A 14,949-nucleotide genomic window follows, 5' to 3' on the forward strand; every position below is an offset into this window, starting at 1 on the left:
GCCACGAAGCGTAGACGTTCTTCCATCACCGAACACTCCATCCACGGCATCAACACCTCCCGGCAAAGCCGAAAAGTGTTACCCATGTGTCCGGTACAAAACGTCACCTATGTCTCGGGTCGTTCTTCAACGACTTAGCTACCACCGTTGATAAGAGTTTCAAGATTTCAACCATATTTTAGCCGCCGCGTTGAGCTTTGGCGCGACTGGTGTTGTGACGATCAACTCCAAAACACCGAGGACACGCACACGCGTCGCTCGGGCTCCCGCGATAATCTGCGCTCGCCCGATAAAAATATGCGAGCCCTTGTTTTTCCAAGATCACATCCAGGCGATGTACAGCGCAGACTTTCGATAAATCACCAAGAACGTGCAATTATAACGTGCTTTTGCAACCAAAACGAGGAAATGACGTTGCGTTAGTATCGACCTGAAAGGGCCGACAATCTCGGGAGGATTGTCATGTCTATATTGAGTTACTTTGGGTGGTTCGAGATTCTGCTGGTCAGTGCCGCGATATTCCTGATCTGGGCGACCTGGGATTTTGGCGAGTCTTGAACGCGGACTTGCGCGATCCCTTCGGATCTCGACGCTTACCCATTTTCGTTTGACTGCCCATGCAGAAAGGGCCGGCAATGCCGGCCCTTTCGAAGCTATCTATTTGGATCAGCGGCGCAGAAGCAACGCTGCGGCAAGTCCCACGACCGCGACACCTGCCAGAACAAGTGCCGGGTGGTCTCGGGCGGTCTGCTCGGCCTGCCGCGCCTGCTTACGCACGACCGGCATCCAGTCGTGGATACGATCGCTCAATTCCCCATAGGCATCCGACGCGGTGTCGCGCGTATCGCCGTAAAGATGCGAGCCGCGCTTTTGCGCTTCCCGCGTCAGCGCGCTCAGCTCTTTGCTGAGGTGCGAAATCCTGCGCTCCAGCTCGTCATCCCAGGAACGACGTCCGCCGAAAATCGAATATGACATAAGTGGTCCTTCCATCCGCCACAGTGGTTGTCCATCAACGGCAGCGAATGCGCTTGGTTCCACCGGATTCAGCGCACCTGATCGAGAAGGCGCTTGCATTCCAGAAGATCGAACAGGGCTTCCTGGAGAAGCGCCCTGTTGTCGCGCGACAGGCGCTCGTCGTCGGCAGCCACGGGACCGTCCTCCTCGGAACGGCCCAGTCCAAAAAACCGCCTTGCAGGTTTGGCCCTGGCCTGCCCGACGACGATCTCGCCTTCGCCGTCATCACCGGCCGCCGGCAGATCGGCCACCTGCGCTTCGGCCTGCTTGCGCTGCGCAATCGCCTCGACGGCCGCCAGATCGCCATTGCCAATCGCGATGACGAACTGATTGCCATTGTCGCGCAGCAGTTTCTGAACGCCCTTGATCGTGTAACCCTGATCGTAGAGCATATGCCGTATGCCCTTGATCAGTTCGACATCCTGTGGTCGGTAATAGCGACGACCACCGCCGCGCTTCATCGGCTTGATCTGGGAAAACCGGGTCTCCCAGAAGCGCAGAACGTGCTGAGGCAGGTCGAGATCGTCCGCGACCTCGCTGATGGTGCGGAAGGCGTCTGGGGACTTTTCCATGGCGATTTCGCTTTCGGCTCGCGATTCGCCGCTCATTACAGTCCCTTAGTCGCGAATATTCAAGCGTATGCCATCAACCGGCCAGCAAATGATGTTGATGGTCTGGGACTTGGCGTCAGCCCTTGGCCGCCTTCGCGGTCACCTCAGGAAGCGAAGCGGCGCGGTGCGCATCGAGGATGCGTTCTTTCAGGACATTCGATGCCTTGAATGTCATGACGCGGCGCGGGAGGATGGGGACTTCTTCGCCGGTCTTGGGGTTGCGGCCGACGCGTTCATTCTTCGAGCGAACCTGAAAGGTCGCGAAGGACGACAGTTTCACCGTCTCGCCGCGAACGATCGCATCGCAAATCTCGTCGAGGACCATCTCGACCAGTTGCGCGGATTCCGTGCGCGAAAGCCCCACCTGCCGGTAGACCGTTTCCGCAAGATCGGCACGCGTTAAAGTCGTTCCCCCCATAGGTCGTCCCAACCATTCTGGAAAACTGGAAATTCTCAATCCGGTCACGACGTTAGGAAATTGGGGTGTCGAGGTCAAGAACCCATTGGCACGGCTTGGTTTATCGGCCGCTTACCAACGGACAAGCACCGCGCCCCAGGTAAAGCCGCCGCCCATCGCCTCGAGCAGCACGAGATCGCCCTTTTTGATGCGTCCCGTTTCCACTCCCTCGCACAGAGCGAGCGGCACGGAGGCAGCCGACGTGTTGCCATGCTGGTCGACGGTGATGACGACTTTCTCGTCCGCGATGCCGAGTTTCTTGGCAGATGCGTCGATGATGCGCTTGTTGGCCTGGTGCGGTACGAACCAATCGATGTCGTCGGCCGTGATCCCGGCCTGCTCGAAGACGGAAACGACCACGTCGGTGATCATGCCGACCGCATGCTTGAAGACCTCGCGGCCTTCCATGCGAAGGACCCCGACGGTGCGGGTAGTCGAAGGGCCGCCGTCCACATAGAGCTTCTCGCGGTGCGAACCGTCGGAACGCAGGCTTGCGGCAAGAATGCCGCGGTCGCCAATCGTGCCCTCACCTTCCTGCGCTTCGAGAATGACCGCGCCGGCGCCGTCGCCGAACAAGACGCAGGTGGAGCGATCCTCCCAGTCGAGAATGCGCGAGAAGGTCTCCGAACCGATGACGATCGCCCGTTTGGCCATGCCGCCGCGCAGATAAAGGTCGGCCGTGTTGATCGCGTAGACGAAGCCGGAACAGACCGCCTGCATGTCAAAGGCGAAGCCGTGACGCATGCCAAGCCGTTCCTGGATTTCGACGGCCGTCGCGGGAAAGGTGTTGTTTGGCGTCGAGGTCGCCAGCACGATCAGGTCGATGTCGTCGACCGTCAGACCGGCGGCGTCGAGCGCGGCGCGCGCGGCCGCCTCGCCGAGCGACGCCGTCGTTTCATCGTCGGCCGCGATATAGCGCTGGCGAATGCCGGTACGCTGGACGATCCAGGCGTCGGAGGTTTCGATCACCCCCTCGAGTTCCGCATTCTTCACCAAGCGGCGCGGCAGGGACTTGCCTGCCGACAGGACAACCGATCTGATCATTGAACCCATCTCACTTTCCGGCCGCTGCCTGCTCGTCGTCGGCGTGCAAAGGTCGCAATCGCCCGTGGAACAGCTTCAGTTCGGCTTCTATCCGGTCCTTCAGGTTGCCCTTAGCCATATCGTAGCCAAGCTCGACAGCCGCCGCGAACCCTTCATCGTCGGTGCCGCCATGGCTTTTGACGACGATGCCGTTGAGGCCGAGGAACACGCCGCCATTGGCCTTGCGCACGTCCATCTTCTCGCGCAGGAGCGCGAACGCACCTTTAGCGAACAGATAGCCCATCTTCGACATGAAGCTGCTGGACATGGCCTCACGCAGATATTGCGCGATTTGGCGCGCCGTTCCCTCCGCCGTCTTCAGGGCGATGTTGCCGGCAAAGCCTTCCGTCACGACGACGTCGACCGTGCCCTTGCCCAGATCGTCGCCCTCGACGAAACCGCGATAGTCCATCGATTTCAGATCGATCTCGCGCAGGATGCGTCCGGCTTCCTTGACCTCTTCCTGGCCCTTGATCTCCTCGACGCCGACATTGAGCAGGCCGACAGAGGGACGCTCTATATCGAACAGAGCCCGTGCCATCGCCGAGCCGAGAATCGCGAAATCGATCAATTGATGGGCGTCCGCGCCGATCGTCGCGCCGACGTCGAGAACCACGCTTTCACCACGCACGGTCGGCCAGATCGCGGCGATCGCGGGGCGCTCGACGCTGGCCATGGTGCGCAGGCAGAATTTGGACATCGCCATCAGCGCGCCGGTATTGCCGGCCGACACGCACACATCGGCTTCGCCGGTCTTGACCGCTTCGATCGCCTTCCACATGGACGATTTCCAGCGCCCCTGCCGCAGGGCCTGGCTCGGCTTGGCGTCCATCTGAACGGAGATATCGCAATGGTGGAACTGCGCAACCGCTTCCAGCTTCGGCAGGCTGACAAGAACGGGCTTCACCTCGTCTTCGCGCCCATAGATCAGGAAGCGCACATCCGGTCGGCGCTCCGCAACGCGGGCCAGCCCTGCAAGTGTCGTCTTCGGTCCATGGTCTCCTCCCATGGCGTCGATGGAAATGCGTATCACGCGGCAACCGTCTTTCATTGACCCCAAAGGGGCGAAATTTCAGCAAAGTGCGGCGAAAATACCGTTTTCGCCTTATCGGGCAACAGGCTTATGCACGGCGAAGCCGCCGGTGTCACCGTCACAGCCGTTTCGTCAACAAGGAGAAGGGGCTCCATCGACGGCAATGCCGAATCAAGCCCTGCCCTTCAGCGCTTTGAGCTTTTCGTAAAGCGGCCCGCGCTCCTCGTTGCCATCCGCCACCGCCGGCGACGGACCGGCACCCGCCTTGCGCGGATAAGGATCGATGCCGAGCGCGAAGAACTCCTCGGCCAGAGCGCCGACGTCGATCGTGTCGCCGGAAAACGGTTCGGGTCCGTCCTCGCCTTCGGCATCGAGCAGCATCTCGCCGCCTTCCAGAACGTCCGGGCGTGCAAGACGCGAGCCCTCCGGCACGAAAAGCGCATGGATGTCCGCATCCACCACGGCATCGACGGGTTCGAGCGAAACAACGCAGGACTGCACGATGGCGGCCCGGACCGTTCCCGTCACCTTGACGCCGTCGCGCTTCCAGTTGGCCACCGAAAGATCAACGCCGAGCGATTTGACCTCGACGAGATCGTGCGTTTTTGCAAGCGCGAGCCTCTGCTCGTCATCGGCTTCGAATTTGACCGGCATGCCGCTGGCAGGCAGCCGCAGGACGTTTACGGGAAAGGAGATGGGGTTGTCCGTCGCGGTCATTGCGCCACTCCCTTCTCTTGCGGCACTGTCTCGGCAGGCAGGTAAGCGACCTCGCCTGCGACCAGACTGTCATCGGCCTGGCTTTTCAATGCGGAAGCCGAAGCCGTGACATAGTCCGCCAGTTGGCCGGCTTGCGGCCATTCCTGTGCGCCGGGGAGAATATTGCGGGCCAGCGCCTGCATCAAAGCGTCGCGATCACCAGCATCCAGCGCGGTACCGTATGATTCGGCGCGTCCATAAAACATGCGCGCCAGCTTCTTCATGCGCTTGGGAACGCCGACATCGCCGATGCCGAGTTCGCGCAGCGAATGATCCACGTCCTTGAAGAACTCATCGGTCAGATCCTGGGATAGCGCGGCCAGGCTACCCGTCGCGCCCCGCGTGCGATGGAGAAAGAGAAACATATGGAGCGCCATCATCTCGTAGCGGCCAAGCGGCGTATCCGGCACGTTCCATTCCGCATAAAACACGGGCTGGCGCGCGGCGGCCACGATCTTGTCGTAAAGCTTTCCGACGATCTCCGCGTTTTCGTCCCGGCGTGTGCCGAACAGTCGACTGAACATCCCGTCGGGGCTCCTTCAAGCGGGTTCATCGGATGGTTTCGGGGCGGCCCATGTTGCATCGGCGCGCAAGCTGGTTTACCGCTTTTGCCCGCGGGCGCAAGCGGCGTCCGATCCAAGTCATGGAGTTGTCGTTGCAAGGACGGAATTTCAAGAGCCGTGCACGGCTTGTCACATCGGGGCTCACCCTGATCCTCGCCGCAGGTGTCGCCGGTTGTTCGGTTTCCGACAATCTGAACCCGCGCCAGACCTTCACTCAAGGCTACGTGATCGACGAGCAGATGCTCGAACTCGTTCCGGTCGGTTCCAGCCGCGAGCAGGTTCAGCTCGCGCTCGGCACGCCGACGACGACGGCGACGTTCGATAACGAAACCTATTACTACATCTCGCAGACGGCAGTCCGAAACGTCGCGTTCCAGAACCCGCGCGTGGTCGACCGGCGCATTCTCGCGGTCTATTTCGGCGCGGACAACCGCGTGACCAACATTGCCAATTACGGGTTACAAGACGGACGCGTGTTCGACTTCATCTCGCGCACCACGCCCACCGGCGGACGCGACCAAGGCTTCATCCAGCAGCTCATCACGGGCGTTGGCGGCGGTCCGACCGCAGGCAATGCGCCGGGTACTGTCGGCTTCTGACAGACCGCCTTACGTTCGAGCCACAAAAAAAGCCGCGGGATCACCCCGCGGCTTTTCCGTTTGCGGTTATCGCCGATCAGCTATGCGCGAGCACGGCGAGCAGCAGCAGAGCCATGATGTTGGTGATCTTGATCGCCGGATTGACGGCCGGACCTGCCGTGTCCTTGTAAGGATCGCCGACCGTATCGCCCGTGACGGACGCCTTGTGCGCATCGGACCCCTTCAAATGCCGGGTGCCGTCCTTGTCGATGAAGCCATCTTCGAAAGACTTCTTGGCGTTGTCCCAGGCACCGCCGCCCGACGTCATCGAGATGGCGACGAACAGGCCGTTGACGATGACACCGAGAAGCGTCGCCCCGAGCGCGGCGAAGGCGGCGGCCTTGGAGCCCGACACCAGAAGCACGCCGAAATAGACCACCAGCGGCGCCAGAACGGGAAGCAGCGACGGGATGATCATTTCCTTGATCGCGGCCTTGGTCAGAAGATCGACCGCACGGGCGTAGTTCGGCTTCGACGTGCCGGCCATGATGCCGGGATCTTCGCGGAACTGACGACGTACCTCTTCCACGATAGCGCCCGCCGCACGGCCGACGGCCGTCATCGCGATGCCGCCGAAGAGATAGGGAATGAGCCCACCGAAGAGCAGACCCGCGACCACGTAAGGGTTGGACAGCGAGAAGGACACGTCCTCCATGCCCGCGAAATACGGATACTGGTCCGGGTTGGCGATGAAATATTCCAGATCGTAGGAATAGGCTGCGAACAGCACCAGCGCGCCAAGGCCCGCCGAACCGATGGCATAGCCCTTCGTGACGGCCTTGGTCGTGTTGCCGACCGCATCGAGCGCGTCGGTGGACTGGCGCACTTCCGGCGGCAAGCCCGACATTTCCGCGATGCCGCCCGCATTGTCAGTGACCGGCCCGAACGCATCGAGCGCCACGATCATGCCGGCAAGGCCGAGCATCGTCGTCACGGCGATCGCGGTTCCGAACAGGCCCGCAAGCTGGAACGTGGAAAGAATGCCGCCAATGATGACGATGGCCGGAAGCGCGGTCGATTCGAGCGAAACCGCAAGTCCCTGGATTACGTTCGTACCGTGGCCGGTCACCGATGCCTGCGCGATGGAATTCACCGGCCGCTTGTTCGTGCCGGTATAGTATTCCGTAATGACGACGATCAGCGCCGTGACGACGAGGCCGATCAGCCCGCAGAAGAAGAGATTCGTACCGGTGATGTCGATGCCGTTGACGACACCGATCGAGCCCCAGCCAATGGTCAGCGAGGTCGCTGCGGCGACGCCGACGATTGTCAGAAGGCCGGTTACGATCAGCCCGCGATAAAGCGCGCCCATGATCGAGGCATTGGCACCGAGCTTGACGAAGAACGTGCCCACGATCGACGTGATGATGCATGCGCCGCAGATCGCGAGCGGATAGATCATGACGCTGGCGAGCACGTCGGAGCCGATGAAGAAGATCGCGGCCAGAACCATGGTCGCAACGACGGTCACCGCGTAGGTTTCGAACAGATCGGCCGCCATGCCCGCGCAGTCACCGACATTGTCGCCGACATTGTCCGCGATGGTCGCCGGATTGCGCGGATCGTCCTCGGGAATCCCCGCTTCGACCTTGCCGACGAGATCGCCGCCGACATCAGCACCCTTGGTGAAGATACCGCCGCCCAGACGCGCAAAGATCGAAATCAGCGATGCGCCGAAACCGAGTGCGACGAGCGAATCGATGACCACGCGGTCGGACGGTGCCGCGCCCAGCGGGCCGACCAGGACCCAGTAATAGACGGCCACCGCGAGGAGGGCGAGGCCGGCGACGAGCATGCCCGTGATCGCGCCCGCCTTGAACGCGATGTCGAGACCGGCCGACAGGCTGTTCGATGCCGCCTGCGCGGTCCGCACATTGGCACGCACCGAAACGTGCATGCCGATGAAACCCGCGACGCCCGACAGGATGGCGCCGATGAGGAAGCCGATGGCGGCGGTGCCGGACAGTAGCCACCATGTCAGAAGGAAGACGACGACGCCGACGATGGCGATTGTTGTGTATTGACGAGCGAGGTAAGCCTGCGCGCCCTCCCGGATCGCGCCCGCGATCTCCTGCATGCGTGCATTGCCCTGATCGGCCGCAAGGACCGACTGGGTCGCCCAGATCGCGTAAACGATGGACAGCAAACCGCAGGCGATGACGACGTAAAGCATGGTCATGCCGATTTTTCCCTGAATTCTGGCCCGCAGATCCCCTCCCGGGCCTGTTGGATGAGACCGGAATCGTTACGCATCCAGCCTTCAGGGCCAGCTTATGCGAAGGGTTTCGCCAACATCAAGGAGTTATTGTGACCTTAGGTCAGGCGCGGTTGCCGCCTCAGTTTTTCGGCGTACCGCCTCTGCCTTCATTGCGCAGGCGGCGCGCGACGCGGTCGAGAACCGCATTGACGAGTTTCGGCTCGTCCTCGGTGTAGAACGCCTTGGCGATATCGACATATTCGGTGACGATGACCGCTACGGGGACGTCGGCGCGCTTCATCAATTCGTAGACGCCGGCGCGCAGGATCGCACGCAAGGTGGAATCGAGGCGAGACAGCGGCCAATCGTCGGTCAGCGCCTGACGGATGACGGGGTCGATCGTCTTCTGCTCATCGACGACGCCCGACAAAATGGCGCGGAACCATTGGGCATCGGCCTCGCGATAGACGGCGCCGTCGACTTCCTTGCCGAGGCGGTGCGCTTCATATTCGGCGGTGATCTCAAGCAGACCGACGCCCGATACGTCCATCTGGTAGAGCGCCTGAACGGCCGCGAGCCTTGCCGCGCCGCGCTTGTTTGCGGCGCGGACGGGCGGCGTGTTTCCGGCGTCGTTCGCTTCGCTCATCGTGCCGCTCCGGCGAGCCGCTTTCGGATTTTGACCATGGTGAGCGCCGCGCGCGCTGCAAAGCCGCCCTTGTCGCCCTCGGATTTGCGGGCGCGTGCCCATGCCTGATCCTCGTTTTCGACGGTCAGGATGCCGTTGCCGATGGCAAGCGATTCGTTCACCGACAGGTCCATCAGCGCACGGGAGGATTCGTTGGCGACGATGTCGAAATGATAGGTTTCACCACGGATCACGCACCCCAGAGCGACAAACGCATCGTAATCGGTGCCGCCGCCATCCGCGCCGTCGAGCGCCAGGGAGATGACCGCCGGAATTTCAAGCGCGCCGGGCACCGTGACCACGTCGTAGGTCGCCCCGGCTGCGTCGAGCGCCGCCTTGGCGCCGTCGAGAAGCGCATCGGCGAGATCGTCGTAGAAGCGCGCTTCGACGATCAGAACTTTGAGGGGTTCCTGATTGGGCATGAACGTCTCCGGGATTGGCCCGGTGACTTAGGCCGATCCTGCCGCCTTCGCAAGCCGCAGAATTGTGAAAACGACCTTTGGTCAGCGCTTGAGCGAACGCTCGTGCAGGCGCACGGCCGTGTAAGCACCGGCGCCGATCAATATCGGCAGGCCAACACCCCAAAGAAGCCAGAAAAGATTAGCGTCATTCATTGCTTCAACCCTTTCAGCGTCCTGCGCGCCCATAAATGTAGTGCAATCGCGAGCACCAGCTAACCCAGCACCGACACTGCAGGCCAAATGCGCGAAAAAGCGATGCTTAGATCAACCGATCCGTAAATATAGCCGGCGAGCGGTGTGATGATGCCAACCGTCAAGCATGCCGTCGATGCGCGATCGAGGGCATTGGCGAGCAGTTTCGTCCGCTCATTGTCTATCATGCTCACCGGCCAGCCACTTCCAACAGCCGCGCCGCGTAGCGCGCCATGGTGTCGACTTCGAGATTGACGCTGTCGCCCACCTGACGCGCTCCCCATGTCGTGACCTGCAACGAGTGATGAATGAGCAGGACGTCGAATTCGTCGCCATCGACCGCGTTCACGGTCAACGACGTGCCATCGAGCGCGATGGATCCCTTGGGAGCGATGAATTTCGACAGGGACGACGGCGCGCGCAGGCGGAACCGCACCGCTTCGCCTTCATCGATCCGCTCTATGATCTCGGCCATGCCGTCGACGTGGCCCGAGACGATGTGCCCGCCGAGTTCGTCGCCGACTTTCAAGGCGCGCTCCAGATTGAGACGCGTTCCGGCCTGCCAGCTTCCGGCGGAGGTCAGACGCAAAGCCTCTTCCCAAGCCTCGACTTCGAACCAGCGCGTATTGGACGAAGCTTCCGGCAGCGCAACGACGGTGAGGCACACGCCCGAACAGGCCATTGACGCGCCGATGTCGATGGTCGCGGGATCGTAGATCGTGCGGATACGCAGCCGAATGCCCTTGTCGCGATCCGCGATGCTCTCGACTTCTCCGATATCGGTTACGATGCCTGTAAACATCAGAAATGCCTCACATATTCATGACAGATGTCGTCGCCGAAACTGTCGCGGCGAACGCGGTTGAAACCTTGCGGCACGGTTTCGACGCTGAGCGGCGAAGCGATGCCGCCGGAACCGATCACGATCTTGCTCTGAAACAGCACCAGCCGGTCGACCAAACCCTCAGCGAGAAAATGACGGGCCGTCGCCGCGCCGCCTTCGACCAGAAGCGTCAGAATTCCGCGCGCGGCCAGATCGTCGAGCAACTCCGGCAATGCGATGCGATCGTCATGAACATCGCATGCGATGAACCCGACGCCGGCACGTTCCAGCGCCTCGCGCCTTTGCCCGTCGGATTCAACGCCGGTCGCAAGCAGAACGGGTGTTTCGCGCGCGCTCGTCACCAATTTTGAAGCCAGCGGCAGCCGCGCATTTCGGTCGAGCACGATGCGGATCGGCGAGCGCTTCTGGAGACCGGGCAGACGGCAGGTCAATTCCGGATCGTCGGCCTTTGCCGTTCCGATGCCGACGAGGATCGCGTCGCTTTCCGCGCGTAAGAGATGAGACTGCCGACGGGAAACAGGGCCGGAAATTGCGACTTGCCCCTCATCCCTTCGACCGATCATGCCATCGGCCGAAATCGCCAGTTTCAGAGTCACTTCCGGCCGGTTTCTCGTCGCGCGCGTTAGGTAGCCGCGTAAGAGATCGGCTGCTTCATCGGCCAAAACGTTGCGCGTGACCTCGATGCCGGCAGCTTCGAGGATCGCATAGCCCCTGCCCGCCACACGCGGATCGGGATCGGCGGCCGCACCGACGACACGCCGTATACCTGCGCGCGCCAGCGCCTCGGCGCATGGCGGCGTGCGACCGTGATGCGCGCATGGTTCGAGCGTGACATAGGCCGTGGCGCCGCGCGCAAGCGCTTTCGCCTCGCCCAGCGCTTCCGCTTCCGCGTGCGGCCGGCCGCCCAGCGCCGTGACGCCGCGACCGACGATGCGCGGCCCTTCTCCATCGTCTCGTACGATCAGGGTTCCAACGGAGGGATTCGTGCCGGTGAGACCGAGATTGCGACGGGACAGCCGGATTGCGGCTGCCATGAAGCGCCGGTCGATGTCGGCCGAAATCATTCCCGCTCCGGGTCTTCGTCGCCCTTCAACTCGCCAAGAAGTTCATGAAAGTCACGGGCTTCGCGGAAGTTGCGGTAGACCGACGCGAAGCGGACATAAGCCACATCGTCGATGGATTTCAGCGCATCCATGACAAGGCGACCGATCTCGTCCGAATGGACTTCCGTCTCGCCCGAACTTTCAAGCTGGCGCACGATACCGGTTACCGCCCGCTCGACGCGTTCGGGCTCGACATTGCGCTTGCGCAGCGCGACCTCGACCGATCGCGCAAGCTTGTCACGATCGAAGGGCACCTTGCGGCCGGACTTTTTCAAGACCACGAGATCGCGCAACTGTACGCGCTCGAAAGTGGTGAAACGTCCGCCACAAACGGGGCAGACGCGCCGGCGGCGGATGGCCTGCCCGTCTTCGGCAGGCCGTGAATCCTTCACCTGGGTGTCTTCGGACTGGCAATAGGGGCAGCGCATGCAAAGCCTTCGCGTTATCGGGTGCTGCCCGTTTCCTTAGCCCATATAAGGGTAGAGCGGAAAGCGATCCGTGAGCGCAACGATCTTCTTCTGCACCGCCTCCTCGACAGCGGCATTGCCCTCGTCCGAATTCACAGCCTTGAGGCCGTCGAGTACTTCCGCGATCAGCTTGCCGATCTCGCGGAATTCGGCGACGCCGAAACCGCGCGTGGTGCCGGCCGGCGTGCCGAGGCGAATACCGGATGTGACGAACGGCTTTTCGGGATCGAAGGGAATGCCGTTCTTGTTGCAGGTGATGTTCGCACGACCAAGGGCCGCCTCGGCGCGCTTGCCGGTGGCGTTCTTGGGGCGAAGATCGACCAGCATCAGATGGTTGTCCGTGCCGCCCGAAACTATGTCGAGACCCGTTTCCTTCAGGCTTTCGGCGAGCGCCTTGGCATTTGCCACGACATCGGCGGCGTAGGATTTAAATTCTGGCTGCAGCGCCTCGCCGAACGCGACGGCCTTGGCGGCGATGACGTGCATCAGCGGGCCGCCCTGAAGACCGGGGAAGACGGCCGAATTCATCTTCTTGGCGATCGCCTCGTCATTCGACAGGATCATGCCGCCGCGCGGTCCGCGCAGTGACTTGTGCGTTGTGGTCGTGACCACATGGGCGTGCGGGATCGGCGAGGGATGAACACCGCCCGCGACGAGACCGGCGATATGCGCCATGTCGACCATCAGATAAGCACCGACCGCATCGGCGATTTCGCGGAAACGCTTCCAGTCCCAGATCCGCGAATAGGCGGTGCCGCCGGCAAGAATCAGCTTCGGCTTCGTCTCGTGGGCAAGGCGCTCGACCTCCTCCATGTCGAGCAGGTTGTCGTCCTTGCGCACGCCGTAGGAGACGACGTTGAACCACTTGCCCGACATGTTGACCGGCGAGCCGTGCGTGAGGTGACCGCCCGAATTCAAGTCCAGACCCATGAAGGTGTCGCCCGGCTGGAGCAGCGCGAGGAAGACAGCTTGATTCATCTGCGAGCCGGAGTTCGGCTGGACGTTCGCGAAGTTGCAACCGAAGAGCTTTTTGGCGCGCTCGATCGCCAGTTCCTCGGCGATATCGACGAACTGGCAGCCGCCGTAATAGCGCTTGCCCGGATATCCTTCGGCATATTTGTTGGTCATGATCGAACCCTGCGCTTCCAGAACGGCGCGGGAAACGATGTTTTCCGATGCGATCAACTCGATCTCATGGCGCTGGCGACCCAGTTCCTTCTCGATGGCATCGAAGATGTCAGGATCGCGCTCGGCGAGCGTTTGCGTGAAGAAGCCGTTTGCATGAACGGAAGCAGCGGTCGCGGTGGCCATGTCAGATCAACCCTTCTGGCGCTGGTATCGAAGATGAAGCGGCGCGATTATCACACTATCGCGACGGCTTCCACGGCTTGCGCGCGCATTTTCATATCGCAGCCGCGACCGGGCGAAACGAAAACGGCCGCCCGAGGACGGCCGTGCAAAGCTTCGACGAAGGCGCGATCAGGTCGCGGACGAAATCTGCAATTCGGACGAGCCGTCCAGCGCGTAGATATCGTCGCGGAACTGCACGACGCCGTCGCTGTTCGACCAGGCCGACACATAGCTGAAATGCACCTGCACCGGATTGGTGACGGCAACGGCCACATCGGCGTCGTTGATGATCGTCTGTTCGAAGCGGCTGCGATCCCAGCCCGGCGTCTCGCGCAAAATCCAGGTGACGAGGTCGCGCACGTTCTGGACGCGCACGCAGCCCGACGAGTGGAAGCGCTCCTGATCGGCGAAGAGGCTCTGCTGCGGCGTGTCGTGCATGTAGACAGCGTGCGTATTGTGGAAGTCGATCTTCACCGACGCCATCGCGTTGATGCGGCCCGGATCCTGACGGAAACGAAGCCGGGCGGCCTCTTCCGTCTGCCAGTTGATCGTGAGCGGATCGACTTCCTGCCCATTGGGGCCGAGAATACGGATGCCGTTTTCTTCCAGATAGTTCGGGTTGCTGCGCACCAGCGGAATGATGTCGCGGCGCACGATCGATTCGGGCGCGTTCCAGTAGGGATTGACGATGATCTGGTGAATGTTGGACTTCAAAATAGGCGTCTGGCGGTCGATCTTGCCGACGACGGCAACATGCCGCGAGACGACACGGCCACCCTCGACCGCCTCGATCGCAGCCGCCGGAATATTGACCATCACGTAGCGGTTGGCCGTCGAGCCGACCGTTTCGCCCAGCCGGTCGAGATTGCGCTGAAGCTGACCGAGGCGAACGTCAGCCGAGGCGTTCAGCGAGCGGTAAGTATACGGGCCTGTCACACCGTCGGCCGGAATGCCGTGACGTGTCTGGAAGCGCTTGAGTGCCGCGTCAACATAGGTGTCGAAGGAGGGCGAGATGCCTGCCTGCTCCGACAGGTCGCCGGAGATCATCAGGCGGCGACGCATGATTTCGACGTCGGGATGGACGACGCCAAGCTGGAGCTTGTTCTGGTCGGGAACCATTGGCCAACCGCCATTTGCGGCGATATTCTGATATTGGCCGATTGCATCTTGCACATGAACCAGCGTGTCGGAGCTGAAGATCGGCCGGGTCGTGGCGACCTGCCCACCTGACGAGCCCTGTGCGTCGAACTGATCGTCCCACCCGCGCCGGCTCGCGCCGATGATCGAGTCGATACCGTTCTGCGCGTGTGCGCTTTGCGAGAGGGCGGCGGCGGCAAGCGCGCCCGCACCTGTAAGGAAAGTTCTGCGGCTGGTTTTCATCGTGGTTCCCGACGCTTCAGACATGACGGCGAATGGATACGCGGCACAAGCGGCAAGACTAGACGGTTAACCTTAACGAAACGCGACCATCCAGCCTGCGGCGCAAGAGCAATCC

Annotated in this window: 16 protein-coding genes; 1 reads left to right on the top strand and 15 read right to left on the bottom strand. The window is 61.8% G+C overall.

Going from position 1 to position 14,949, the window contains the following annotated elements; translation table 11 throughout:
* Nucleotides 1–666 precede the first annotated feature (666 nt).
* The 7 genes from GTW25_RS16850 to GTW25_RS16880 all read right to left on the bottom strand — a co-directional run bounded on the left by GTW25_RS16850 (nucleotide 667) and on the right by GTW25_RS16880 (nucleotide 5,478).
* Nucleotides 667–975: an ElaB/YgaM/YqjD family protein gene (locus tag GTW25_RS16850; protein WP_252913383.1), complete on the bottom strand. Its 309-nt coding sequence runs from the start codon at nucleotides 973–975 to the stop codon at nucleotides 667–669.
* A 68-nt stretch (nucleotides 976–1,043) separates the two neighbouring features.
* Nucleotides 1,044–1,586, bottom strand: coding sequence for a MerR family transcriptional regulator (locus GTW25_RS16855; protein WP_252913384.1), 543 nt, complete (start codon nucleotides 1,584–1,586; stop codon nucleotides 1,044–1,046).
* 115 nt (nucleotides 1,587–1,701) lie between these two features.
* Nucleotides 1,702–2,043, bottom strand: a complete 342-nt coding sequence (locus GTW25_RS16860) for an integration host factor subunit alpha (protein ID WP_252913385.1) — start codon at nucleotides 2,041–2,043, stop codon at nucleotides 1,702–1,704.
* A gap of 111 nt (nucleotides 2,044–2,154) precedes the next feature.
* Complete coding sequence (locus tag GTW25_RS16865; RefSeq protein WP_252913386.1) at nucleotides 2,155–3,126, bottom strand: beta-ketoacyl-ACP synthase III; 972 nt, start codon at nucleotides 3,124–3,126, stop codon at nucleotides 2,155–2,157.
* A gap of 10 nt (nucleotides 3,127–3,136) precedes the next feature.
* Nucleotides 3,137–4,198, bottom strand: coding sequence for a phosphate acyltransferase PlsX (gene plsX / locus GTW25_RS16870; protein WP_252913387.1), 1,062 nt, complete (start codon nucleotides 4,196–4,198; stop codon nucleotides 3,137–3,139).
* A 171-nt stretch (nucleotides 4,199–4,369) separates the two neighbouring features.
* A complete protein-coding gene (locus GTW25_RS16875) occupies nucleotides 4,370–4,915 on the bottom strand; it encodes a YceD family protein (protein ID WP_252913388.1) in 546 nt (181 codons plus the stop codon).
* Nucleotides 4,912–5,478, bottom strand: coding sequence for a ubiquinol-cytochrome C chaperone family protein (locus GTW25_RS16880; protein WP_252913389.1), 567 nt, complete (start codon nucleotides 5,476–5,478; stop codon nucleotides 4,912–4,914). Before GTW25_RS16880 ends, GTW25_RS16875 begins: the two co-directional genes overlap by 4 nt.
* Before the next feature lie 119 nt (nucleotides 5,479–5,597).
* Here GTW25_RS16880 and GTW25_RS16885 point away from each other — a divergent pair, with 119 nt between their 5' ends.
* On the top strand, nucleotides 5,598–6,116 hold the full coding sequence (locus tag GTW25_RS16885) for an outer membrane protein assembly factor BamE (protein ID WP_252913390.1): 519 nt from the start codon (nucleotides 5,598–5,600) through the stop codon (nucleotides 6,114–6,116).
* 76 nt (nucleotides 6,117–6,192) lie between these two features.
* On the opposite strand, the gene GTW25_RS16890 is transcribed toward GTW25_RS16885, so the two are convergent.
* The 8 genes from GTW25_RS16890 to GTW25_RS16925 all read right to left on the bottom strand — a co-directional run bounded on the left by GTW25_RS16890 (nucleotide 6,193) and on the right by GTW25_RS16925 (nucleotide 14,834).
* Nucleotides 6,193–8,334: a sodium-translocating pyrophosphatase gene (locus GTW25_RS16890; protein WP_252913391.1), complete on the bottom strand. Its 2,142-nt coding sequence runs from the start codon at nucleotides 8,332–8,334 to the stop codon at nucleotides 6,193–6,195.
* A gap of 157 nt (nucleotides 8,335–8,491) precedes the next feature.
* Nucleotides 8,492–8,998, bottom strand: coding sequence for a transcription antitermination factor NusB (gene nusB / locus GTW25_RS16895; protein WP_252913392.1), 507 nt, complete (start codon nucleotides 8,996–8,998; stop codon nucleotides 8,492–8,494).
* Nucleotides 8,995–9,459: a 6,7-dimethyl-8-ribityllumazine synthase gene (gene ribH / locus GTW25_RS16900; protein ID WP_252913393.1), complete on the bottom strand. Its 465-nt coding sequence runs from the start codon at nucleotides 9,457–9,459 to the stop codon at nucleotides 8,995–8,997. The genes nusB and ribH overlap by 4 nt, the downstream gene beginning before the upstream one ends.
* Nucleotides 9,460–9,880: 421 nt before the next feature.
* Entirely contained in the window at nucleotides 9,881–10,492 is a 612-nt protein-coding gene (locus GTW25_RS16905) for a riboflavin synthase (RefSeq protein WP_252913394.1), read from the bottom strand.
* Complete coding sequence (gene ribD, locus GTW25_RS16910) at nucleotides 10,492–11,598, bottom strand: bifunctional diaminohydroxyphosphoribosylaminopyrimidine deaminase/5-amino-6-(5-phosphoribosylamino)uracil reductase RibD (RefSeq protein WP_252913395.1); 1,107 nt, start codon at nucleotides 11,596–11,598, stop codon at nucleotides 10,492–10,494. Before ribD ends, GTW25_RS16905 begins: the two co-directional genes overlap by 1 nt.
* Complete coding sequence (nrdR, locus tag GTW25_RS16915; protein WP_252913396.1) at nucleotides 11,595–12,065, bottom strand: transcriptional regulator NrdR; 471 nt, start codon at nucleotides 12,063–12,065, stop codon at nucleotides 11,595–11,597. The genes ribD and nrdR overlap by 4 nt, the downstream gene beginning before the upstream one ends.
* Before the next feature lie 36 nt (nucleotides 12,066–12,101).
* Nucleotides 12,102–13,415, bottom strand: coding sequence for a serine hydroxymethyltransferase (gene glyA / locus GTW25_RS16920; protein ID WP_252913397.1), 1,314 nt, complete (start codon nucleotides 13,413–13,415; stop codon nucleotides 12,102–12,104).
* A gap of 168 nt (nucleotides 13,416–13,583) precedes the next feature.
* Nucleotides 13,584–14,834, bottom strand: coding sequence for a L,D-transpeptidase family protein (locus GTW25_RS16925; protein ID WP_252913398.1), 1,251 nt, complete (start codon nucleotides 14,832–14,834; stop codon nucleotides 13,584–13,586).
* Between the last annotated feature and the right edge of the window lie 115 nt (nucleotides 14,835–14,949).

It is taken from the genome of Aliihoeflea aestuarii (genome assembly GCF_024105665.1).
Classification (GTDB): Bacteria; Pseudomonadota; Alphaproteobacteria; order Rhizobiales; family Rhizobiaceae; genus Aliihoeflea; species Aliihoeflea aestuarii.

Coding starts and splice junctions, on each gene's coding strand:
- GTW25_RS16850 (WP_252913383.1), bottom strand. CDS start 975: ATGTCATATTCGATTTTCGGCGGACGTCGTTCCTGGGATGACGAGCTG.
- GTW25_RS16855 (WP_252913384.1), bottom strand. CDS start 1,586: ATGGAAAAGTCCCCAGACGCCTTCCGCACCATCAGCGAGGTCGCGGAC.
- GTW25_RS16860 (WP_252913385.1), bottom strand. CDS start 2,043: ATGGGGGGAACGACTTTAACGCGTGCCGATCTTGCGGAAACGGTCTAC.
- GTW25_RS16865 (WP_252913386.1), bottom strand. CDS start 3,126: ATGATCAGATCGGTTGTCCTGTCGGCAGGCAAGTCCCTGCCGCGCCGC.
- GTW25_RS16875 (WP_252913388.1), bottom strand. CDS start 4,915: ATGACCGCGACGGACAACCCCATCTCCTTTCCCGTAAACGTCCTGCGG.
- GTW25_RS16880 (WP_252913389.1), bottom strand. CDS start 5,478: ATGTTCAGTCGACTGTTCGGCACACGCCGGGACGAAAACGCGGAGATC.
- GTW25_RS16885 (WP_252913390.1), top strand. CDS start 5,598: ATGGAGTTGTCGTTGCAAGGACGGAATTTCAAGAGCCGTGCACGGCTT.
- GTW25_RS16890 (WP_252913391.1), bottom strand. CDS start 8,334: ATGACCATGCTTTACGTCGTCATCGCCTGCGGTTTGCTGTCCATCGTT.
- nusB (WP_252913392.1), bottom strand. CDS start 8,998: ATGAGCGAAGCGAACGACGCCGGAAACACGCCGCCCGTCCGCGCCGCA.
- ribH (WP_252913393.1), bottom strand. CDS start 9,459: ATGCCCAATCAGGAACCCCTCAAAGTTCTGATCGTCGAAGCGCGCTTC.
- GTW25_RS16905 (WP_252913394.1), bottom strand. CDS start 10,492: ATGTTTACAGGCATCGTAACCGATATCGGAGAAGTCGAGAGCATCGCG.
- ribD (WP_252913395.1), bottom strand. CDS start 11,598: ATGATTTCGGCCGACATCGACCGGCGCTTCATGGCAGCCGCAATCCGG.
- nrdR (WP_252913396.1), bottom strand. CDS start 12,065: ATGCGCTGCCCCTATTGCCAGTCCGAAGACACCCAGGTGAAGGATTCA.
- glyA (WP_252913397.1), bottom strand. CDS start 13,415: ATGGCCACCGCGACCGCTGCTTCCGTTCATGCAAACGGCTTCTTCACG.
- GTW25_RS16925 (WP_252913398.1), bottom strand. CDS start 14,834: ATGAAAACCAGCCGCAGAACTTTCCTTACAGGTGCGGGCGCGCTTGCC.